This is a genomic window from Billgrantia tianxiuensis (assembly GCF_009834345.1).
In the GTDB taxonomy this organism is placed as follows: Bacteria; Pseudomonadota; Gammaproteobacteria; order Pseudomonadales; family Halomonadaceae; genus Halomonas; species Halomonas tianxiuensis.
Genome location: NZ_CP035042.1, coordinates 3,855,571 through 3,876,255, shown reverse-complemented (window position 1 = coordinate 3,876,255; position 20,685 = coordinate 3,855,571). Strand labels below are relative to the sequence as shown.

The window sequence follows — 20,685 nt, the reverse complement described above, 5'->3', positions numbered from 1 at the left end:
CGCTCATGGAGAGCATCGCGATGGAGTCAGCGCGCCGGGAAAAACAGAACGTGGCCATCCTGGTGGCCAGTCAGGTGTTGTTCATGGTGGCCTCGATCACCGTGATGACGTTAAGTGGGGTAGTTGGCCAACAGCTAAGCCCGATCCAGGGCTGGCCACGCTGCCCATCGCCATGATGATGCTGGGTACGGTGGTCTCGACCCTGCCGGCCTCGCTTTACATGAAGCGCGTCGGCCGTCGTCGCGGCTTCATCACCGGGGCAAGCCTGGGAGGCGTGGCCGGTGGCCTGCTGAGCTTCGGTGCCATTGCGCTGGGCTCCTTCTGGCTTTTCTGCGCCGGCAATCTTCTGTTGGGGCTCTACCAAGGCTTCGCCATGTATTACCGCTTCGCCGCTGCCGATGTGGCGAGTCCCGCTTTTCGCAGTCGAGCGATCTCCTTCGTCATGGCAGGCGGCGTGGCCGCCGCCTTCCTTGGTCCCTGGAACGCCAGTGCCGCCACCGGCCTCATCGCCGGTGTGCCCTCCGGCGGGCCTTATCTGGTGATCGCCATCCTCGCGCTGCTGGCCATCGGCCTGTTGACGCAACTGCGCGTACCACCCAGCGGCGAGCCGCAGCCCGGGGCGACATCACGCCCGATGGCGGAAATCGCCACCCTGCCCAAATTCAGGGTGGCGGTACTGGCCGGCGCGGTGGGCTACGCCATCATGATTCTGGTGATGACCGCCACGCCACTGGCGATGCGCGCCCAAGGCTTCGAGATGAGCCAGGTCGCCTTCATCATGCAGTGGCACGTGCTGGGCATGTTCGCGCCGTCGTTCGTGACCGGTAGCCTGATCGCCCGCTTCGGCGCGCAACGCATCCTGCTCAGCGGGGCGACGCTGCTCATCGGCACGGTACTGGTCGCCAATCTCGGCACCAGCCTGGCGCACTTCTGGGTTGCACTGGTGTTGCTGGGCGTGGGCTGGAACTTCCTGTTCGTGGGTGGCAGTGCCATGCTTTCCACGGTTCATAGCGAGGCCGAGCGGGGCAAGGTGCAGGGCATCAACGACCTGATCATCTTCACGCTGGTGGCCATCGGCTCGCTGATGGCCGGGCAACTGCTGCACCGCCTGGGATGGGAAGCCCTCAACCTGGCCATGTTGCCGCTGATCCTGCTGGTGGCCCTAGCCACTCTCTGGTTCAGCATGAAAGCCAAATCACAGCTGGCCAGCCAAGTCTCTGGACCACCTGAGTCATAAGTCCCCTTCCGCCATGCCAGCTCCCGTCTATCTGGATCACAACGCCACCCCCCCCCCCCGGTGGCGCCTGAGGTGGTCACGATATTCGCCCGGGAACCCTTTTGCCTGGCGCCGCGTCCTGGCGCACACGGCACCGCTCGGTGTCGTCGTGAAGCCGAATGAGGAGGGAGCAAACATGACCATCACGGCACCACTTTCATCCACCGGCGTGGATCGGCAAGAACTCGAATCGCGGGTCAAGGCGATGTACCGCGATGTGGCCGAATCGCCGCAGGGCGAATTCCATTTCGAGATGGGTCGAGCCCTTGCCGAAAGACTGGGCTACGACCCGAGCGCGCTGGACCGTATCCCTGCCGCCGCCATCGAATCGTTCGCCGGCGTCGGCCATTTCCTCGATCTGGCCGCCATTCAGCCCGGCGAGACGGTGCTCGACCTGGGCAGCGGTTCCGGTATGGACAGCCTGTTGGCGGCACTGGCGACCGGGCCTGGCGGTAAGGTGCTGGGGCTCGACATGACCGCGGCCCAGCGCGACAAGGCCGAGCGGCTGGCCCGCGAGGCCGGCTTCGGCCAGGTCACCTTCCACGACGGCTATATCGAGGCGCCGCCCTTTGCCGATGCCAGCGTCGATGTGGTGATCAGCAATGGCGTGATCAACCTGTCGGCAGACAAGCCGAAAGTCTTTGCCGAGGCGGCACGGGTCTTGCGGCCCGGCGGACGACTGGCGCTGGCCGACATCGTCACCGAATCGGCCCTGCCCGAGAGCGTCTCCTGCAATGCCACCCTGTGGGCCGCCTGCATCGGCGGTGCCCTGCAGCAGGACGACTATCGTGCGGCCATTGAGGCGGCGGGCCTCGTCATCGAAACCTGGCGCGAGCATCCCGAGTACCGTTTCCTGACCGAGTCGGCGCAGAAAGCCAGCGGTACCTACGGGGTCAAGAGCATCTCGCTGCTGGCCGTCAAGCGCTGAGCACGAGGCCTTCACATCGCAGAGGAGTGACGCGACATGAAAACAATCATCACACCGATCGCACTGACCGTTGGGCTGGTTGCGGCCATCCCCATCGGTGCATTCGCCCAGAACGATGCCTTGCCGGCAGGATTCGAGACCTCACCGGTATTGAAGACGACCGTTACCCGTGACGGCGATGCCATCGCCTGGCCCGATGGGTCACCGGAAATCGTCTCCGTGGTCGGTACCATCGAGCCAGGCGGCCGGACGCCGTTGCACCAGCATCCGGTACCCGTATACGTCTACGTGCTCGAGGGCGAGGTGGAGCTGCGCACCGAGGGCGGCGACCCCCAGACCTACGGCACCGGAGAGGCCTATATCGAGGCACTCAACCGCGACCACCAACTCTTCAACGTGACCGACAGCGACGCCAGGGTCCTGGTGGTGTTCGCCGCGGCAGAGGGCCAGCCCACCACGGTGACAAGCGAGTAACCCCTAGGTGCGGTTGCGCGGAGTCAAGGCGACTTCGTACAACCGCACCGGCGGTACAGAACCGGCGTTAATCGTCAATGATGGGGCGGTGCGCCTTGCGATGGCGAGGCAGCACGCTAGCATGGCGGGTAATCCCTCACGAGGAACTCGACCATGTGGCATCAGCAGGAACTGCGCCTGGCACCGCGTTCGCGCGGCTTTCATCTGATCACCGATGAGGTGACGGCAGCCGTCACCGAGTTGCGTAACGTGAGCGTAGGGCTGCTGCACCTGCAGCTATTGCATACCTCGGCCTCGCTGACGCTCAACGAGAACGCCGACCCCGACGTGCGCCATGACCTCGACGCCTTCCTGCGCGAGCGCATCCCGGGGGACCTGCCCTATTTCCGCCACACCCTGGAGGGACCGGACGACATGCCCGCTCATGTCTGCGCCAGCCTGCTTGGCACCCAGCTCACCCTGGCAGTGCGCGACGGACGCCTGGCACTGGGCACCTGGCAGGGTATCTGGCTCGGCGAGCATCGTGACCACGGCGGGGTGCGGCGGCTGATTGCCACGCTACAGGGCGAGTAGTGGACCCATCAGCTAGCCATGGCGGCCAGCCAGCGCTCGGACAATCTCCGGGCGTGGTCCAGATGGCGTACGGTTGATAGGCGCCCCGCCTGACGCTTGAGTCCGGCGCGTTTCAGCTTCACCACCATGCGTGCCGGCATGCCGATGAAGATCAGTCCCACCTGGCGCGCGCGCAGCTCCTCGACCAGCGACTGCAAGGCGACGATAGCCGTGGCGTCCAGGCTCGGTACGTCGCGCATGTCGAGCATCACCACGCGCACCTCGGGGTCGACCACCCGCAGCGAAGAGATGGCCTTCTCCGCCGCGCCGAAGAATAGTGGACCGTTGATGTCGTAGAGCGCCACTTGGCGGGGCAGGTCGCGGCTCTCTTCGTCACTGCCGGGTTCGAGGCGACGAGCGTGGGTCAGGTGAGCCATGCGGCGAATGAACAGCGCCGCGGCAAGGCCGATGCCCACTGCCACCGCCAGCACCATGTCGAACACCACGGTGAGCAGGAAGCAGATCGTCAGGATCGCCACGTCGCTTCCCGGTGCGCTCTTCAGAGTGTGCAGGAAGTGGCGTGCCTCGCTCATGTTCCAGGCGATGACGAACAGCAGGGCGGCCAGCGCGGCCATCGGCACCAGGGCGAGTACGCCGGCCAGTGCGACTACCGCCAGCAGCACGACCAGGGAGTGAACCACTGCGGCCAGCGGCGAGAAGGCGCCGCTGCGTACGTTGGTGGCCGTGCGCGCCAGCGCCGCGGTGGCGGTGATGCCGCCGAAGAAGGGCGCGGCGATGTTGCCGAGCCCCTGGCCGATCAGCTCGGCGTTGGGGTCATGGCGGGTTCGGGTCAGGCCGTCGGCCACCACCGCACAGAGCAGCGACTCGATGGCCGCCAGCATGGCGATGGCCAGTGCCGGTCCGAGCAGCTCGCGGATCAGGGCGAAATCCACCGTGAGTGGCGTACCGTCCGGCCCCGGCAGGCGCCAGGGCAGCACCAGACCGGGGGCGAAGGGGGGAATGCCGCTGCCGGCCTGACCCAGGTGCTCCCAGTGGAAGCGTGAGGCGATGGTCTCGATCTCCATGCCCAGCGGAGCGATGGCGAGCGCCGCCAGCGTGCCCACCGCCAGCCCGACCAGCGGGGCCGGCACCGGCAGCTTCAAGCGTGGCCACAGGATCAGCGTGGCCAGTGTCACCAGGCCCACGCCGAACTCGGCCGGTGCCAGCCCCGGGGCGGCGCGTACGATGGCGGCCAGGTTGTGCAGCGTACTGTCGCCCAGTTCGACGCCCTCGAGCCCGAGGAAGTCGGGCAACTGCAGCAGGGCGATCACCACGGCAATGCCGGCGGTGAAGCCGAGTACCACCGGATAGGGCACGAACTGGATCAGGTTGCCCAACCGTGCCAGGCCCAGCGCCACCAGGATCAGCCCCGCCATCAGCGTGGCGATCAGCAGCCCGCCGAGCCCATGGCTGGCAACGATGGGGAACAGGATCACCACGAAGGCGGCGGTGGGGCCGGAGATATTGAATCGCGAGCCACCGGTGAGCGCGATGATGGCGCCCGCCACGATGGCGGTGTACAGGCCGTGCTGCGGTGGTACGCCGGTGGCGATCGCCAGCGCCATGGAAAGCGGCACCGCAACGATGCCGATGGTCAGCCCGGCCAGCAGGTCGCGCTTGAGCTCGGCCAGGCCATAGCCTTGGCGCCAGGCGGCAAGCAGGGCGCTACCAGGCAGTGGGGGCCGGTAGCGAGGGAGGGTCTTGAACGAGCCATGGCGGTACCGAACGCTGAGCGAAGTCACGATAACGTTACTCCTGCATATTGCGTTGCCACAAGCCGGCCAAGGTCGATGATGGATGAAAAACGGCGGTACCCGGTGGGTACCGCCGTGACAAGGCTTGATGTGCCGGTCAGGCCGGGCTGGCGGCTGCCGGGGGTTCGCCCACCGCGCCCGGCATGGCCTGCACGCTACCGTCCTGGCCGGCCAGGGCCAGGAAGTGCAGGTGGCGCTCGTACTCCGAGAGCACGTCGGCGATCACCTGGCCGCGGGTGAAGCCGTTGAGATCCTTCTCCTGGCCGCCTTCCGCCAGGTAGACGTCGAGCCGCACGTAGTAGTCGTCGTCCGCCGGCAGGAAACTCGGCGTGCGCATGCGATGCGGGCAGACCTGATAGACGAAGCTCGCCGCGTTCTCCAGGTCGACCTGCAGGGTCAGGCTGGGCAGCAATTCGCCTTCGAGCTGTTCCTCGGTCACGTTGGCTTCCTGGCCACGGCTCTCGAGTTCCTGGGCGAACTGCGTCAGCGCCGGACGGATGGCATGCTCAATAGTAGCGGCGGCACCCGCACGGTTGGAGATATCCAGGGCGCGGTCGAGGCGCTCGCGCCAGTCGCCGCCCGGAGCGGTGCCGGCAATGCGGCTACGCGCCTCGGCCTTGCTGCCTTCCAACTTCAGTGCCTGGTACATGCCCAGCATGATGGCAAATATCACCAGCGAGAAGGGCAGGGCGGTAATCACCACGGCACTCTGCAATGCCGCCAGGCCGCCGGCCATTAGCAGGGCCACGGTCACCAGGCCGATCACTGCCGACCAGAAGATGCGCAGCCGGATCGGTGCGTCGTGGTTGACGTCGGACAGGATCGAGGTGAAGTTCGCCAACACCAGCGCGCCGGAATCCGCCGAGGTGATGAAGAAGACGATGCCGAGAATGGTCACCACGGCGGCCGTCATGCCCGCCCAGGGGTAATACTCGAGCAGCGTATACATGGTGGTTTGCGGTGTGTTCAGCGCCTGTTCGCCGAGCTCGACGATGCCTTGGTTGGCCACCAGTTCGATACCGCTGTTACCGAATACCGACATCCACACCATCATGAACGCCAGTGGAATGCCCAGTGCCCCGGCCACGAACTGGCGAATGGTACGCCCGCGAGAGATGCGTGCCAGGAACAGGCCGACGAAGGGCGTCCAGGCGATCCACCAGCCCCAGAAGAAGATCGTCCACCACATCTTCCATTCGTTGGCCTCGTCACCGGCGAAGGCATAGGTATCGAAGCTCTTGGCAACGAAGGTCGACAGATAGTCGCCAGCGTTGTTCACCGCCATGTCGAGCAGCCGCAGGGTATGGCCCTGGAACAGCACGAACAACAGCAGCGCCAGTGCCAGCAGCATGTTGAACTCCGACAGGCGTCGAATGCCCTTCTCCACGCCGCTGACCACCGAGATGGTCGCGAGCACCACGACCAGGGCGATCAGGATCACCTGCACCGAGAGGCTCTCGGGCACGTCGAACATGTAGGCCAGGCCGTAGTTGAGCTGCATCACGCCGATGCCGAGGCTGGTAGCGATACCGAACACGGTGGAAACCACCGCGGTGATGTCCACGGCATTGCCGATGGGGCCATGAATGCGCTTGCCCAGCAGTGGGTAGAGCGCGCTGCGAATGGCCAGCGGTAGGCGGTGACGGTAGCTGAAGTAGGCCAGGGCCATGCCCATCAGCACGTACAGCCCCCAGCCGGACAGCCCCCAGTGCATGAAGGTCTGCACCACGGCGTAGCGCATCGCTTCCTGACTCTCGGGGGCGAGGTCCGGCGGCGCCAGATAGTGGGCTACCGGTTCGGCGACGCTGAAGAACAGGAGGTCGATACCGATGCCGGCGGCGAACAGCATTGCCGCCCACGACAGCGTCGAGAACTCCGGTCGTGAATGATCCGGCCCCAGCCGGATGCGGCCGAAGCGTGACATGCCGATGGCGATGACGAAGACCAGATAGGCCAGTACCGCCAGCATGTAGTACCAGCCGAAGGTTTCACTGACCCAGGCCAGGCCGGCGTCGAAGAAGGCGCCAGCCTGCTCAGTGAAGGTCATGGTAAGAACGAGAAAGACCAGGATGCCGGCCACCGAACCGTGGAACACCACGGGATTGAGGCGGTCGCGTCTCTCGTTCGAGGATAGGTTCTGCGTCATGCGGGAGAACTCCTTTCCGAATGAATGAACCTTCCCGCCTGCTCCTTGCCGAGACATGCTGAGGATTGTTCCTCACAATCGAAAGCACGCCTGAGGACTGCCCCATGTTTCAGACCTGACAAGACCGTCGACGACTGTCGAGGCCGGGAGAATCGCGTAGATGCCGCGGGGGCGGGTGACGGTGTCAGGGCTGACGACTTCAAGGCGGAAAGTCGCTCTTATTGTTGAATGAACGTTCAAATAAAATACGCGCTTTGTGGGAGCCCTTCAACCCTGCGTTAACAGATCGGGACCAAGCGTTAACTGAACATAGGAGAAGCCGCTTGCGCCCACGCTTACCCAAGCTATACCTGATGTAACCGACTGCGAATCAGGGAAGCGAGGCGCATGCTGTGCCAGCATTGGCATGGAGGCTTCGGGATGACTGTGCGACCGGCCCGCGTCGGCTCGGCAGCCAGAAGTACAACGATAATAGTTTCCGGAGTATCTAATGGCTCAAGACAAGAACACGCCCGCGGTACAGGCCGAAGGGCAAACCGCCAGCAACAGCCAATCCACCAACAGCCAATCCACCGACACCTCGCGCCGCCGTTTCCTCACCGGTTCGGCAGCCGCGGTGGGTGCCGGCGCTGCGGCCGCGGTGGGTTTTCCCAGTATCGCCGTGGCTCAAACCACCACGCTGCGCTTCCAGAGTACCTGGCCCAACCAGGATATCTTCCATGAGTTTGCGGCCGACTACGTGCGCATCGTCAATGAGATGTCGGGTGGCAGGCTGCGTCTCAACCTGCTGCCGGCCGGTGCCGTCGTGGGTGCGCTGCAGTTGCAGGATGCGGTCATCTCCGGCGCGCTCGACGGAGGCCACGGGGTGACGGCCTACTGGTATGGCAAGCACAAGGCTTTCTCGCTGTTCGGTACGCCGCCGCCCTTCGGTTGGGATGCGCATCAGTTCCTTGCCTGGTACTGGACCGGTGGTGGCGCGGAGCTCTACACGGAGCTGCTCGAGAGGCTCGAGTTGCCGCTGGTGGGCTATCTCACCGGCCCGATGCCGACCCAGGCGCTGGGCTGGTTCAAGGAGCCTATTCGCGGTGCCGATGACCTGCGCGGGCTCAAGTACCGCACCGTAGGTCTGGCCGCCGACCTGATGCGCGAGTTCGGCGCGGCGGTAACCATCATGGGCGGTGGCGACATCGTGCCGGCCATGGACCGTGGTCTGCTCGACGGTGCCGAATTCAACAACCCCTCCTCGGATCGCCTGCTCGGTTTCCCCGACGTCAGCAAGACCTGGATGCTGCGCAGTTACCACCAGGACTGTGAATCCTTCGAGATCATCTTCAACAAGACCAAGCACGACAGCCTGCCCGAGGAATTCCAGGCGATCCTGCAGTACGCCGCCAAGGCGGCCTCCTCCGAGATGTACTGGAAGGCCATGGAGCGTTATCCGCGCGATCTTCAGGCCATGCGCGAGCAGCAGGGGGTGCAGACCTACATCACGCCCGACTCGGTGCTCCAGGCGCAGCTCGAGGCGTGGAATACGGTGATCGAGAACGAATCGCAGGACGAGTTCTTCAAGAAGGTGGTCGATCACCAGCGCGAATACTGCGAGCGGGTAGTGGGCTACCACCTCGAGCATACGACGCCCAAGGAGCCGGCCTACGTTCACTTCTACGGCAAGTCGCCCACCGACACCTCCACCATCCTGTAAGCCGCCGGGCCTCGATGAAGCCCGGCCTGATCGTGCTGCCCCGGTGCGGGATGCTGCCGGGCTCCATGTTCCACTCCGCATCGCCCCGGTGGGCGATGCGGAGTGGTGAGAGGTGACCATGCGTTTCATCTTCATCATCGATCATCTCAGCACTTGGGTGGGCAAGGTCTTCGCCTGGGCGATCCTGATCCTGACCTTCGTGGTGAGCTACGAAGTCTTCATGCGCTATGCCCTGCGCTCGCCGACCAGTTGGGCCTATGACACCAGCTACATGCTCTATGGCACGCTGTTCATGATGAGCGGGGCCTATGCGCTGGCGCACAATGCGCACGTGCGTGCCGACGTGGTGTCGCGCTACTTTTCCGCCCGCGTGCAGGCCGGCTTCGAGCTGGCGCTCTACCTGCTGTTCTTCTACCCCGGCATTCTCGCCTTGGTGTGGAGTGGCTGGGACTTCTTCGCCATCTCCTTTCGCCAGAACGAGCACAGCTCCTTCACGCCGGGTGGGCCGCCGATCTGGCCCTACAAGTTCGTGATACCCGCTTGCGGCGCCTTCCTGGCGATCCAGGGCATGGCCGAGGTAACCCGCTGCATCCTGTGCCTCAAGCATGGCAAGTGGCCACGGCGCCTGGAGGACGTCGAGGAGATCGAGATCCCGGTGAACAAGGAGGCCGAGATCAAGGCCGCCCAGCAAGAATCAGGAGACAAGCAGCCATGAGCGAACCGGAAATCGGAATCCTGATGCTGGGCATGCTGGTCATCCTGATCATGCTCGGCTTTCCCATCGCCTTCACCCTGATCGCCATGGGCATCGGCTTCGGCTACTTCGCCATCGGCGATATCATCTTCCCGCTGCTGGTGCAGCGTGCCTATGGCGTCATGTCCAACGACGTGCTTATTGCTGTGCCGCTATTCCTGTTCATGGGCTACATGGTCGAACGAGCCAACATCCTCGACCGCCTTTTCGCCAGTCTGCAGCTCGCCGCGCGCGGCATGCCGGCCTCGCTGGCGGTGGCGAGTCTGATTACCTGTGCGCTGTTTGCCACCGCCACCGGCATCGTCGGCGCAGTGGTCACGCTGATGGGACTGCTGGCGTTGCCGGCAATGCTCAACGCCGGCTACGACAAGCGCCTGTCGAGCGGGGTGATCTGTGCCGGGGGCTGTCTGGGCATACTGATCCCGCCGAGCATCATGCTGATCCTCTACGGGGCAATGGCGGGGGTCTCCGTGGTGCGCCTTTACGCTGCGGCGCTGATTCCTGGGCTGCTATTGGCGGGGCTTTATATCCTCTACGTGATGGGACGAGCAATGGTCAATCCCAAGGTGGCCCCCAAGCTGCCGGCGGAGAGCCTCGACGTACCGCTGAAAGAGGTCTACTGGGGACTGCTGACTTCGTTCGTGCCGCTGTTCGTGCTGATCATGGCGGTGCTCGGCGCCATCCTGTTCGGCCTGGCCACGCCCCACGAGGCGGCCGGTATCGGTGCCCTGGGAGCCATGGTGCTAGCAACGGCCTATCGACAAATGACCTGGCAGCGGCTCAAGGAGGCGGTCTTCCTCACCGCGCGTACCAGTGCCATGGTGTGCTGGCTATTCGTCGGTTCGTGGATTTTCTCCTCGGTGTTCTCGCTGCTCGACGGCCACTCGCTGATCGAGCACTGGATCAGCGGGCTGTCGCTGACGCCGCTGCAGTTCCTGCTGTTGGCCCAACTGCTGATTTTCATCCTCGGCTGGCCGCTGGAGTGGACTGAGATCATCATCATCTTCGTGCCGATCTTCCTGCCGCTGCTGCACCTGTTCGGCATCGACCCGCTGTTCTTCGGCGTGCTGGTGGCACTCAACATCCAGACTTCGTTCCTCACCCCGCCCATGGCGATGTCGGCCTTCTACCTCAAGGGCATCGCGCCCAAGGGTATACAGCTGGGCGATATCTTCATCGGTATCGCGCCGTTCCTGCTGATGGTGTTCGTGGCCATGATCATTCTCTACCTGGTGCCGGGTATCGTGTTCTGGCTGCCGGGCGTGCTCTATAACTGAGTCTTGCGGGATGACATGAAACGCAGCGGGCCCGGCATGTTGCCGGGCCCGCTGCGTTTCCGCCTTGACGATCGCTCAACCGCGGTGACGTTCGCCATGATGCTTGCCGTGGCCCTTGTGGTGGCGGGGCTGCATGAAGGCTTCGAGGGCCTCGATCTGCTCTTCGCTCAGCACCTCACCGAGGGCCTCGCGATGCTCGTCGCGCAGCGACTGCCAGGCCTCGCGGCGTTCTTCGCGGGAGTCGAACTCCTGACCGCGCAGCTCCTGCATGTCGGCATACAGCGATTCGCGCAGCTCGGTCAGTCGCTCGCGCTCCTCATCGGAGAGCTCCCAGCTATCGACCAGTGTGGTCAGACGCTCCTGCATGCTTTGGTGGCGCCCATCGCGCCGCTCGGCATGGTGCTCCTGGCGCATCTCACGCTTGGCCTCGCGCAGGGCTTCACGCTGCTCCTCGTCGAGGATCTCGTCCATGCGCTCGCGGTGTTGCTCGTGCAGCTCACGTAGCGCCTGCATGTGTTCGCTGTGGGCTTCTTCCAAGGCGCTGCGGGTCTCCTCGTCGAGTCCGGCGCGCTCGAACAGTTCTTGGCGGCGCTCCTCGAAGCGCTCCTGGCGCTGCTCGTGCCAGCCGCCTTCACCCTGTCCGGGGGCGGCGACAGCCGCCAGCGACATGGGGGCGATGGCCACGGCGAGCAGAGCGGGAAGCAGCAGATTACGGGTGGTGATATGGCGCATCTCGGTCACTCCTTTGCGTTGGGATGCTGGCAGTGTCGTAGGGCGCTGTGCAACCAACTTGCAGCAAACGTGAAAGAAGCAAGGTCACTCCTCGGGCTGGTACTTGTAGCCCACCCCATAGACCGATCGGATGATCTCGCGTTCGGGCCAAACGTCACTGATCTTGCGGCGCAGTTTCTTGACGTGGCTGTCGACGGTGCGTTCGGAGACGATGCGGTGGTCGCGATACATGCGATCCATCAGCTGATCGCGGGTAAAGATGCGTCCCGGCGACTGCATCATCACCTTGAGTAACTGATACTCCACGGCGGTGAGCCCGAGGTCCTGGCCGTCGGCCAGTGCACGCCAGCCTTCGTCGTCGAGCGTCAGCTGGCTGCCGGCGATCGCGGCCGGATCGCGCAGCGCCTGGCTGCGGCGCAGTACCGCCTTGACCCTGGCGACCACCTCGCGCGGGCTGAACGGCTTGCAGATATAGTCGTCGGCGCCGAGTTCCAGGCCCAGCAGGCGATCCACTTCCTCGACCCGTGCCGTCAACATGATGATCGCCACTTCCGGCCAGCGCTGGCGAATCTCGCGGCACAGGGTGAGCCCGTCGGTACCGGGCAGCATCAGGTCGAGCAACACCAGCGACGGTAGTCGCTCTTCGCCGTGCTGTTCCTGCAGCCAGGGCAGTACCTGATCGCCATGATCGATATGCCGAGTGGCGTAACCGCTGCCTTCCAGGTAGTCGGCGACCAGGCGTGCGATCTTGGGTTCATCCTCGACGATCAGCAGAGTGTCACGTGGGGTTTCGGCGTCGTGCATGGGCGGCTTTCCTTATGTTCGCTCATCGGCCGCGAGAGCGGGGAACTCGATAGTCCAGCATAACCCACCCAGCGGGGAGGGTGAGGCCTGCATGGTACCGCCATGGCTCTTGACCAGGGCATTGGCGATGGAAAGCCCGAGGCCGCTGCCGCCGCTGGCGCGGCTACGTGAGCCTTCGACCCGGTAGAGCCGCTCGGTGAGTCGCTCGAGCGCGGTCTCGGGCACTCCCGGTGGGCTATCCTGCCAGATCACCCGTACTTGGCTGCCCGTAGCCACCAGCTTGACTTCCAGTTGCCCCGGCGAGGTGGTGTAGGCGCAGCTATTGTCGAGCAGATTGGTCCACAGCTGGCGCAGGCGGCGGGAATCGCCACGAATCCAGGCTGGCCCCTGTATCGAGGTGGAAAGCGTCATGCCGCAATCGGCGAGCCAACCGTTGGCCTCCTCGAGGCGTGAGGTCAGGCTCGCCGCCAGATCGAGGGGGGCAAGCTGTACCTCGAGCGCGCCGGCATCGCTCTGGGAGAGCAGGCGCAGGTCGGCCACCAGCCGTTCGAGTTGGCCCACCTCCTGCGAGAGTGAGTGCAGGTTGTCCTCGTCGAACGGGCGGATGCCGTCCTGCATGGCCTCGATCTCGCCGCGCAGCACGGCCAGCGGCGTGCGCAGTTCGTGAGCGATGTCGGAGACCCAGCGGCTGCGCGCCTCGCGGCTGGCTTCCAGCGTGGCCGCCAGCATGTTGAAGTCGCGCGCCAGGCGCGAGAGTTCGTCACGGCCGCGCTCCGGCAGCCGCGCGCTGTAGTCGCCCTCGATCAGGCGCCGGGTTGCCAATGCCATGCTGCGGGTGCGCCGCCCCAGCCACCAGGCCAGACCGCCGGCCAGCAGCAGCGAGGCCAGGCCCAAGGCGCCGACGATGATGCCCAGGTTGCGCTGCTGGCGGGACAGGAAGATGCGGTCCATGCGTGCCATCAACTGCTGTGGAGGACGATAGCCGAGCGTGCCGATGCGCTGGCCATCGTGCTCGATGGGCAGCCACTCGAGTTCGGCGGCAAGCTCCCTGTCGTCCGGGGGCAGGCCGATCACCGGCAAGCCTTCGGCGTCGTGCAGTACGAAGTCGCGAGGGTCGCCCAGGCGGCGCTCGATGCCGTGCTGCGGAGGGCGGTCGCCGGGCCACAGCTGTCGGTGCACCAGGCGCTTCCAGGCCGGCGGCGAATCGCGCAACCACTGCCAGTCGCCGCGGCGTGCCCACTCCTCGGCCAGACCATCGGCGAGGGTTTCGGCACGCTGGGTCTGGGTGGTCTCGAGATACTCGAGAAAACCCCGGTCGAGGCTGCGCGACACCGCCAGGAATACCAGTCCGGCGATTGCCACGTTGACCGAGAGGATGATGACGAACAGTTTGACGCCCAGGTGCGAGAAGGGCGGACGGGCGAAGCGTGGCCTCATCGGATCGGCTCCCGGGTAGAGTGGGCGTTGCTCTGGTGCTCCCATCGTTCGCGCAGACCCTCCAGCATGAGATAGAGGCAGGGTACCAGTATCAGCAGGATGAGGGTGGCAAACAGCATGCCGAAGCCCAGCGAGATGGCCATGGGGATCATGAACCGCGCCTGGCGCGAGGTTTCGAAGATCATCGGCGCGAGGCCAAGGAAAGTGGTCAGGGTGGTCATCAGGATCGGCCGCAGGCGGCGGGTCGCCGCAGCGACGATGGCCTCGCGGGCGCCGAAGCCTTCACGCCGTCGCCGGTTGGCGTAGTCGATCAGCACCAGGGCGTCGTTGATCACCACGCCGGAGAGCGCCAGCATGCCCATCAGGCTGATCACCGAGAGGCCGAAGCCCATGATCGCATGACCGGCCATGGCGCCGATGATGCCGAAGGGAATCGCCGCCAGTACCAGCAGTGGCTGCAGGTAGCTGCGAAACGGGATCGCCAGCAGCGCGTAGAGCGCGATCAACGTCAGCCAGGTGGCCTGGCTCAGTGCCGAGACGTTGTCGGCGGTCTCCTGCTGGCGGCCGCCGAGGGTCAACTCCAGCCCCGGCCAGGCCGCCTGCAAGGCGGGAAAAGTCTCCGCCTGTAGGGTGGCGACCACCTGGTTGATTCGGGCGTCGCTGTCGGTGTCGGCGATGACGCTGATCTGACGCCGGCCGTCGAGACGCTCCAGGGTGGTGGCGGCGCGCCCCAGGTGGATCTCGGCGATCCGCTCGAGCGGTACCTCCAGGCCATCCGCGGTGCGGATCGGCAGCCGGTAGAGGTGCCCCAGGCTGTCGCGCTCTTCTCCCGGCAGGCGCACCTCGACGCTGATTTCGTGGCGCCCGACGAACTGCTCGACGGCGGTAACGCCTTGCAGCGGGCCGCGCAGTTGGGCGGCCAGGTCGGCCCCAGTGAGACCCAGGGCGCGCCCCTCCGGCGACAGGCGCAGTTCGAGCTGTGGCTTGCCGTCGGCCAGGCCGCTGTCGATATCGGTCAGGCCGTCGAATTCGGCAAGTTCGTCGGCGAGCCGGGTAGCGGCGGCCTCCAGTGCGCGGCTGTCGGGATGCGACAGGCGCAGGGTGAGCCCGGCGCCGGCGCCCGGACCGCCGAAATCCGACTCGAAGCGCACTGCCTGGGCGCCGAGGACGTCGCCGGCTTCCTCGCGCCAAGCCCGCGCCACGCGTGAAGGTGGCCAGGCGTCGAGGCTGGCGCGTTCCAGCGTCAGTCGCACGTTCAGGCGGTCGCCGTCGATCTGGGCGCGGGTATCGCTGAAGCGTGGGCCGTCGTCGCGTTCGGCGAGTGCCGTGGCGGCGTCCAGCAACTGGTCGCGAATGCGCCGGTCCTCGGCGATGGGGCTGCCCACCGGTAGGGTCACCGTAGCCTGGACCCGGTCGGACTCCACTCGCGGCATCAGCGAGAAGCCCATGCGGCCGCTCAGGCTCCAGGCGATGGCCAGGGTAAGCACGGCAATCGCCAGGCTCACGGTAAGCAGACGCAAATCGAGGGCACGCTGCAGGAACGGCTCGAAGCGCTGCTGTGTGAAGTGGGCCAGCCCATCCTGAAGTGTACGGCGCAGGCGGTCCAGCGGCTGGAACCAGGGGCGCGGCTCGCGACCGCCGGCGCGATGGGCCAGGTGGGCGGGGAGAATGAACAACGCCTCCAGCCACGACACCAGAAACACCGTGACCACCACCAGCGGTACCACGGCGAAGATCATGCCGAGGAAGCCCGGCAAGAACAGCAGCGGCAGGAAGGCGACGATGTTGGAGAGGATGGCGAAGGTGATCGGAACCGCCATTTCGCGCGCACCGCGCACCGCGGCCTCGCGCAGGGAGTGACCCTGCTCGCGGTAGCTGTGGATGTTCTCGCCCACCATGATGGCGTCGTCGACCACGATGCCCAGCGCGATGATGAAGGCGAACATCGACATCATGTTGATCGACACGCCGAGCCACGGCAGAAACAGCATGGCGCCGAGGAAGGCGGTGGGAATGCCCAGCGTGACCCAGAACGCCAGGCGTGCCTCGAGGAACAGTGCCATCAGCACCAGCACCAGGGCCAGGCCCAGCCAGGCATTCTTGAGCAGCAGATCGAGGCGGTCGCGGTAGATCTCGGAGCTGTCCTGGGACACGCTCAGGCTGACCCCTTCGGGCAGACCGGCACGCAGCCGCTCGAGCTGGGCATGCACCGCGTCGGAGATACCGATCGGCGTCTGGTCGCCGATCTGATAGACCTCCAGGCTCAGTGCCGGAGCGCCGTTGAACAGCACCTCGCGATCGCTCTCGGCGAAGCCGTCGACGACTCGGGCAATGTCGCCCAGGCGCAGTTGGCCGCCGTCGGTGGTACCGACCAACGGCAGCTCGGCGAATTCTCGGGCCTCGTCGCGCCGCCCCTGGTAGCGGATCAGCCATTCCCCCTCGGCGGTGGCCAGCCGGCCGCTGGCGAGATCCAGCGCTTCGTCGGCGATGCGAGAGGCCAGGCCGCGATGGTCGAACCCATGGCGATGCATCGCCTCGGCATCGAGTAGCACCTGGATCTCGCGCTCGCGATTGCCCGACAGTTCCACCCGCGAAATGCCGGAGGATGCTTGCAGCTCGGCGCGCAGCTCCTCGGCGACGTCATGCAGCAGCCGTTCGCCGACCCAGCCGTGGACCTGCAGGCTCATGACGCTGCGCGAACGGCCGGCAAGGCTGAAACGCGGCGGGTCGGCGGCGGCAGGCAGGTTGGTGATGGCATTGATCGCCTGCTGAATGTCCTGGTAGGCGCGCATCACGTCGACCCCGTCGATCAGGGTCAGCGAGACACGCCCGGCCCCTTCGTTGGCGGTGGCGGTCATCTCGTCGATGCCATCGACATCGGCCAGGGCCGCCTCCATGGGCAGCAGCAGGCTGCGCTCCACTTCTTCGGGCGTGGCGCCGGGATAGCCGATCGCCACGTGGACGATCTCCAGCTCGAAATCGGGGAAGACCTCTTTCTTGATCGTCAGCGAGGCCAGCAGGCCGCCGACGATCAGCAGTACCATCAAGAGGTTTGGGGCGACACCGTGATGGACCATCCAGGCGATGGGGCCGCGACGCGTCATGAGCGGCGCTCCCCGTGCTCGCCACGTTCGCCAGCCGGGCGTTCGCGGTCGGCGATGCGCGGCCGCAGGCGCATGCCTTCGCGCGGCTGGCCGAGCTGTGAGGTCACCACGCGTTCGCCCTCCTCGAGGCCGGCGCCGACCAGCACGCGTGTCTCGCCGCGATGCACTACCTCCACCGTGCGGCGGCGCAGGCGCTCCTCGTCGTCCAGCACCCACAGCAGGTCACCCGGGCGCAGGGCGGCGGCCGGAACGACGAACAGCCCCTCCCGGGGCCGGGCGTCGAATTCCAGGCGCACTACATCGCCCAGGCGCAGGGCGGGGGCGCCGCTCACGAGACCCAGGGGGTCGTCGACCGCCACCAGCAGCTGGGCCTGGAGGCCCTGCTCCTCGAGCGCCGGCAACATGGCGATCACCTCGCCGTGGCGCGCCTCGCCGCCGGGCCAGGTGCGCGATGTCAGGCGCACCTGGCTGCCGGGGCCGTTGGCATCGGCGGATGCGAGCCAGTCGAGTGCCGCACCGGGTAGCGAGACACGCACCCAGAAACGCGAGACATCGACCAGATGGATGACCTCGGTGCCGTTGGCCAGCATGCTGCCGGCACCCAGCAACTGGGCCTGGACCATGCCGCGCCAAGGTGCTGCGAGGGTGGCCCGTTCGAGATCCAGCCGTGCCCGGTCGCGGACGGCCCGGGCACGTTCCACTTCCGCCTGGGCCTGGCGTAGCTGTGGCTCGCGCAGTACCAGGGCGCGGCGTTCGGCGGACAGTTCGCGGCCGAAGCTGCGATATTCAGCTTCGGCGCGCTGCTGCTCGCCACGCTCCATGGCCAGCTGTGCCTCGGCCTGTGCCAGTGCCGCCTCGGCCTCGCGCAGGGCCAGATGCAGGTCGCTGTCGTCCAGGCGCGCCAGCGGCGTGCCGGTCTCCACCACGCGGCCCGGCAATGCCTCAGGAGTGAATTCGAGCAGCTCGCCGGCGACCCGGCTGGCCAGGCGCGCCTCACGCTCGGCGACGACCCGGCCGAAGCCGTGCAGCTCCGGGGCGGCCGCCTGGCGCTGTGCCAGCACCGTATCGACCAGCGGTGCCGGGACCTCTGCCGGTGCCCTACGCTCGATACGGGGCGGTTGTGAAACCAGCCACCAGGCACCGGCCGCACCCGCCGCCAGGATGAGTACGGCAAGCAAGGCAGTAAAAGTGAAACGACCGCGCTGACGGGCAGCGGCGCCGCTGCGTGAGGGCGGGGAAAGCGATGAAGAGGCTGGCATCGAAGACTCGCAGCGGAGAGTGAGCCCCGGCAGCATCGCGCAAGGCGATGCAGCCAATGGTCACGAAGCGTGCAAGCAGTGTGCAAGCGGGTCCGGCAGCTAGCTCAGGGGCAGGTTTCGCCCAGCATCAGCTCGGTGCCCAGCAGGCGTGAGTGGCCCGGTTCCAGGCCGAGGATCATGCGCGCCGCAAGGCGCCCCTTGTCGCCGCTCTCCTGACGTGCCGTGGTCAGCCGGGGAGCCCGGTATTGTCCCTCGGCGATGCCGTCGAAGCCGGTCAGGCACAGGTCCTCGGGAATGCGCAGGCCGCGCTGCTCGGCGAGTGTCAGAGCGGTCAGGGCGATACGGTCGGACATGCACAGTAGCAGGTCGGGCCGCTCATCGTCGGGAAGGTCGAGGATCTCCTCGAGCACCGGTTCGCAGACCTGGAAGGTGTTTTCCTCCACGTTCCACATGGGGATCCGGTCGGTGTCGAAACCGTGCTTTTCCAGGGCGCGATGGAAACCGGCCAGGCGTGAACGGGTGATGGTCAGTTCGGCCGGCAGCAGGGTGTGCTTGGGGTCGATACGACCGTTGCATGGCTCGCGGGTGAGACGCAGGTTGACGATGGCCGGGCGCTTGCGGGGGGTGGCCGTCAGGGCATGGTCGGCGATCTCGAAGCAGGCCGGCTCGTTATCGACGTGAACCGAAGGGTGGCCCGAGACGTTGAAGTCGACGGCGACCAGCGAGGCGTTGAGCGGGAGTGAGTCGAACAGCTCCTCGGAAGGCATCAGGCCGTAGACGATGAAGCCGTCGGCCATGCTCGCCGAATCGACCAGTTGGCACTTGGCCTGGCGTGCGGAGAGCAGCAGTAGGGTATGCCCCTGGGTGTCGAGCACCTCGGCTACGCCCGAGAGGAATTCGCTGGAGACGGCGTCGTTGAGGCTATAGGTAAGACTCTCGGCCAGGATCACCGCGATGATCCGCGAGCGCCCGGTACGCAGGCTGCGCGCCTTGGCATCGGGGCCGCGAAAACCTAGCCGCTTGGCCTCGGCAAGAATGCGCTCGCGCAGGTTGGGCGAGAGCTGATCCGGGCGGTTGAAGGCATTGGATATGGTGGCGGTGGAGACGCCGAGCTCGCGGGCCAGATCCTTGAGAGTGATACGGCGGGCCGGTGGCGACACGATGATTTTCCTGCTAATGAGTACGGTGCCCAGCATACCGCCCCGGCCGTGGCCGGGACAGTCCCGCCGTCGATTTTTGTGGCGATGCCATGGCCTTAGGCCACGGCACGCGCCGCCTTGAGCGGCAGCGCCCGGTTGCTGGTGTCGAACAGGTGGACGTGCTCGGGGTCGGGCGCCAGCGCCACGCGCTGGCCGACCGACCAGCGTGTGGGGGCTTCGCCGCGCTGGATCAGCAGGGTCTCGCCCTGCTTGGGCTCCAGGTAGACGTAGACCTCGTTGCCGAGATACTCGACGTTGACGATCTCGAACCCTTCGCTGCCTTGGGCCTCGGTCAGGCGCAGGTGCTCGGGCGAATGCCCAGCACCAGCTCCGCGCCCTGGGCGTGACCCGAGGCATCCTGGGGCAGGGCCAGCTCGGCCAGCCCGGCGGCGCTGACGCGGCAGCCGGTGGCATCGGTGCCGACCAACCGCGCGGGCAAGAAATTCATCGTCGGCGAGCCGATGAAGCCGGCAACGAACTTGGTCGCCGGGCGCTGATAGAGTTCCTGGGGGCTGCCCACCTGTTCCACGCGGCCGCCGTTGAGCACCACGATCTTGTCGGCCAGGGTCATGGCTTCGACCTGGTCGTGGGTGACGTAGATCATGGTCGAGCCGAGGCGCTTGTGAAGCCTGGCGATCTCGTTGCGCATCTGCACCCGCAGCGAAGCATCGAGGTTGGAGAGCGGTTCGTCGAACAGCAGGATGCGCGGCTCGCGGGCCATGGCACGGCCCATGGCGACGCGCTGACGCTGGCCGCCGGAGAGCGCCTTGGGCTTGCGTTCCAGCAGCTCTTCCAACTGCAGGATGCGGGCGGTCGCCATGACCCGTTCATGTACGGTCTCCTTGGCGGTCTTGGCCAGCTTGAGGCCGAAGGCCATGTTCTCGTAGACCGTCATGTGCGGGTAGAGGGCATAGGACTGGAACACCATGCCGACGCCGCGTTCCCGCGGCGGCAGCTCGTTGACCACCTGGTCGCCGATCGCGAGTTCGCCACTGGTGATCGACTCCAGGCCGGCGATCAGGCGCAGCAGAGTCGACTTGCCGCAGCCCGAGGGGCCGACGAAGACCACGAATTCGCCTTCGCCGATTGCCAGGTCCACGTCCTTGATGATGTGGGTGCTACCGAAGATCTTGTTGATCTTGTCGAGAGTGACGCTTGCCATTCCATTCCATCCTCGGCCGCTTACGGCCGGTCGTTGTTGTTCAAGACATTGCCACTTGTCCAAAA

The 20,685-nt window shown here is 65.9% G+C and carries 16 protein-coding genes and 1 pseudogene; 8 read left to right on the top strand and 9 right to left on the bottom strand.

Features of this window, described 5'->3' with window-relative positions; all coding sequences use genetic code 11:
• Positions 1-20: 20 nt before the first annotated feature.
• From EKK97_RS24985 to EKK97_RS18030, 5 genes are all read left to right on the top strand, one after another.
• Entirely contained in the window at positions 21-176 is a 156-nt protein-coding gene (locus EKK97_RS24985) for a hypothetical protein (protein WP_236551280.1), read from the top strand.
• On the top strand, positions 173-1,237 hold the full coding sequence (locus EKK97_RS18045; RefSeq protein WP_236551279.1) for an MFS transporter: 1,065 nt from the start codon (positions 173-175) through the stop codon (positions 1,235-1,237). The genes EKK97_RS24985 and EKK97_RS18045 overlap by 4 nt, the downstream gene beginning before the upstream one ends.
• A 175-nt stretch (positions 1,238-1,412) precedes the next feature.
• Complete coding sequence (locus EKK97_RS18040; RefSeq protein ID WP_159553995.1) at positions 1,413-2,204, top strand: methyltransferase domain-containing protein; 792 nt, start codon at positions 1,413-1,415, stop codon at positions 2,202-2,204.
• A gap of 36 nt (positions 2,205-2,240) precedes the next feature.
• Positions 2,241-2,678 (top strand): cupin domain-containing protein, encoded by a 438-nt coding sequence (locus EKK97_RS18035; protein WP_159553993.1) that lies wholly within the window; start codon positions 2,241-2,243, stop codon positions 2,676-2,678.
• A 153-nt stretch (positions 2,679-2,831) separates the two neighbouring features.
• Entirely contained in the window at positions 2,832-3,251 is a 420-nt protein-coding gene (locus EKK97_RS18030) for a secondary thiamine-phosphate synthase enzyme YjbQ (protein ID WP_159553991.1), read from the top strand.
• A gap of 8 nt (positions 3,252-3,259) precedes the next feature.
• On the opposite strand, the gene dauA is transcribed toward EKK97_RS18030, so the two are convergent.
• Both dauA and betT read right to left on the bottom strand, forming a co-directional pair.
• A complete protein-coding gene (dauA, locus tag EKK97_RS18025; RefSeq protein ID WP_236551278.1) occupies positions 3,260-5,032 on the bottom strand; it encodes a C4-dicarboxylic acid transporter DauA in 1,773 nt (590 codons plus the stop codon).
• Between the two features lie 109 nt (positions 5,033-5,141).
• The gene (gene betT, locus EKK97_RS18020) at positions 5,142-7,190 is read right to left on the bottom strand and encodes a choline BCCT transporter BetT (RefSeq protein ID WP_159553989.1); all 2,049 of its coding nucleotides are present in this window, start codon (positions 7,188-7,190) and stop codon (positions 5,142-5,144) included.
• A 490-nt stretch (positions 7,191-7,680) separates the two neighbouring features.
• Here betT and EKK97_RS18015 point away from each other — a divergent pair, with 490 nt between their 5' ends.
• From EKK97_RS18015 to EKK97_RS18005, 3 genes are all read left to right on the top strand, one after another.
• Positions 7,681-8,892, top strand: coding sequence for a TRAP transporter substrate-binding protein (locus EKK97_RS18015; protein WP_159553987.1), 1,212 nt, complete (start codon positions 7,681-7,683; stop codon positions 8,890-8,892).
• A 118-nt stretch (positions 8,893-9,010) separates the two neighbouring features.
• Positions 9,011-9,607 (top strand): TRAP transporter small permease subunit, encoded by a 597-nt coding sequence (locus EKK97_RS18010; RefSeq protein WP_159553985.1) that lies wholly within the window; start codon positions 9,011-9,013, stop codon positions 9,605-9,607.
• A complete protein-coding gene (locus EKK97_RS18005; RefSeq protein ID WP_159553983.1) occupies positions 9,604-10,923 on the top strand; it encodes a TRAP transporter large permease in 1,320 nt (439 codons plus the stop codon). The genes EKK97_RS18010 and EKK97_RS18005 overlap by 4 nt, the downstream gene beginning before the upstream one ends.
• Positions 10,924-10,998: 75 nt before the next feature.
• Here the strand turns inward: EKK97_RS18005 and EKK97_RS23930 are convergent, their stop codons facing one another.
• The 7 genes and pseudogenes from EKK97_RS23930 to EKK97_RS17970 form a co-directional block, all read right to left on the bottom strand.
• Entirely contained in the window at positions 10,999-11,655 is a 657-nt protein-coding gene (locus tag EKK97_RS23930; RefSeq protein WP_201296915.1) for a hypothetical protein, read from the bottom strand.
• A gap of 84 nt (positions 11,656-11,739) precedes the next feature.
• Positions 11,740-12,459, bottom strand: coding sequence for a response regulator (locus tag EKK97_RS17995; protein ID WP_159553981.1), 720 nt, complete (start codon positions 12,457-12,459; stop codon positions 11,740-11,742).
• 12 nt (positions 12,460-12,471) lie between these two features.
• The gene (locus EKK97_RS17990) at positions 12,472-13,896 is read right to left on the bottom strand and encodes an ATP-binding protein (protein ID WP_159553979.1); all 1,425 of its coding nucleotides are present in this window, start codon (positions 13,894-13,896) and stop codon (positions 12,472-12,474) included.
• Positions 13,893-17,000: an efflux RND transporter permease subunit gene (locus EKK97_RS17985; protein ID WP_159553977.1), complete on the bottom strand. Its 3,108-nt coding sequence runs from the start codon at positions 16,998-17,000 to the stop codon at positions 13,893-13,895. Before EKK97_RS17985 ends, EKK97_RS17990 begins: the two co-directional genes overlap by 4 nt.
• Entirely contained in the window at positions 16,997-18,259 is a 1,263-nt protein-coding gene (locus tag EKK97_RS17980; RefSeq protein WP_159553975.1) for an efflux RND transporter periplasmic adaptor subunit, read from the bottom strand. Before EKK97_RS17980 ends, EKK97_RS17985 begins: the two co-directional genes overlap by 4 nt.
• 104 nt (positions 18,260-18,363) lie before the next feature.
• Positions 18,364-19,419, bottom strand: a complete 1,056-nt coding sequence (locus tag EKK97_RS17975) for a LacI family DNA-binding transcriptional regulator (RefSeq protein ID WP_234286741.1) — start codon at positions 19,417-19,419, stop codon at positions 18,364-18,366.
• Positions 19,420-19,514: 95 nt separating this feature from the next.
• A pseudogene (locus EKK97_RS17970) lies at positions 19,515-20,620 on the bottom strand (ABC transporter ATP-binding protein).
• Between the last annotated feature and the right edge of the window lie 65 nt (positions 20,621-20,685).

Bases quoted from the DNA above. Each gene is read 5' to 3' on its own strand.
- EKK97_RS18030 (WP_159553991.1), top strand. From the start codon at position 2,832: ATGTGGCATCAGCAGGAACTGCGCCTGGCACCGCGTTCGCGCGGCTTT.
- EKK97_RS17985 (WP_159553977.1), bottom strand. From the start codon at position 17,000: ATGACGCGTCGCGGCCCCATCGCCTGGATGGTCCATCACGGTGTCGCC.
- EKK97_RS17995 (WP_159553981.1), bottom strand. From the start codon at position 12,459: ATGCACGACGCCGAAACCCCACGTGACACTCTGCTGATCGTCGAGGAT.
- EKK97_RS18005 (WP_159553983.1), top strand. From the start codon at position 9,604: ATGAGCGAACCGGAAATCGGAATCCTGATGCTGGGCATGCTGGTCATC.
- EKK97_RS18045 (WP_236551279.1), top strand. From the start codon at position 173: ATGATGATGCTGGGTACGGTGGTCTCGACCCTGCCGGCCTCGCTTTAC.
- EKK97_RS23930 (WP_201296915.1), bottom strand. From the start codon at position 11,655: ATGCGCCATATCACCACCCGTAATCTGCTGCTTCCCGCTCTGCTCGCC.
- EKK97_RS24985 (WP_236551280.1), top strand. From the start codon at position 21: ATGGAGTCAGCGCGCCGGGAAAAACAGAACGTGGCCATCCTGGTGGCC.
- EKK97_RS18035 (WP_159553993.1), top strand. From the start codon at position 2,241: ATGAAAACAATCATCACACCGATCGCACTGACCGTTGGGCTGGTTGCG.
- EKK97_RS18015 (WP_159553987.1), top strand. From the start codon at position 7,681: ATGGCTCAAGACAAGAACACGCCCGCGGTACAGGCCGAAGGGCAAACC.
- EKK97_RS17990 (WP_159553979.1), bottom strand. From the start codon at position 13,896: ATGAGGCCACGCTTCGCCCGTCCGCCCTTCTCGCACCTGGGCGTCAAA.
- EKK97_RS18010 (WP_159553985.1), top strand. From the start codon at position 9,011: ATGCGTTTCATCTTCATCATCGATCATCTCAGCACTTGGGTGGGCAAG.
- EKK97_RS18040 (WP_159553995.1), top strand. From the start codon at position 1,413: ATGACCATCACGGCACCACTTTCATCCACCGGCGTGGATCGGCAAGAA.
- betT (WP_159553989.1), bottom strand. From the start codon at position 7,190: ATGACGCAGAACCTATCCTCGAACGAGAGACGCGACCGCCTCAATCCC.
- EKK97_RS17980 (WP_159553975.1), bottom strand. From the start codon at position 18,259: ATGCCAGCCTCTTCATCGCTTTCCCCGCCCTCACGCAGCGGCGCCGCT.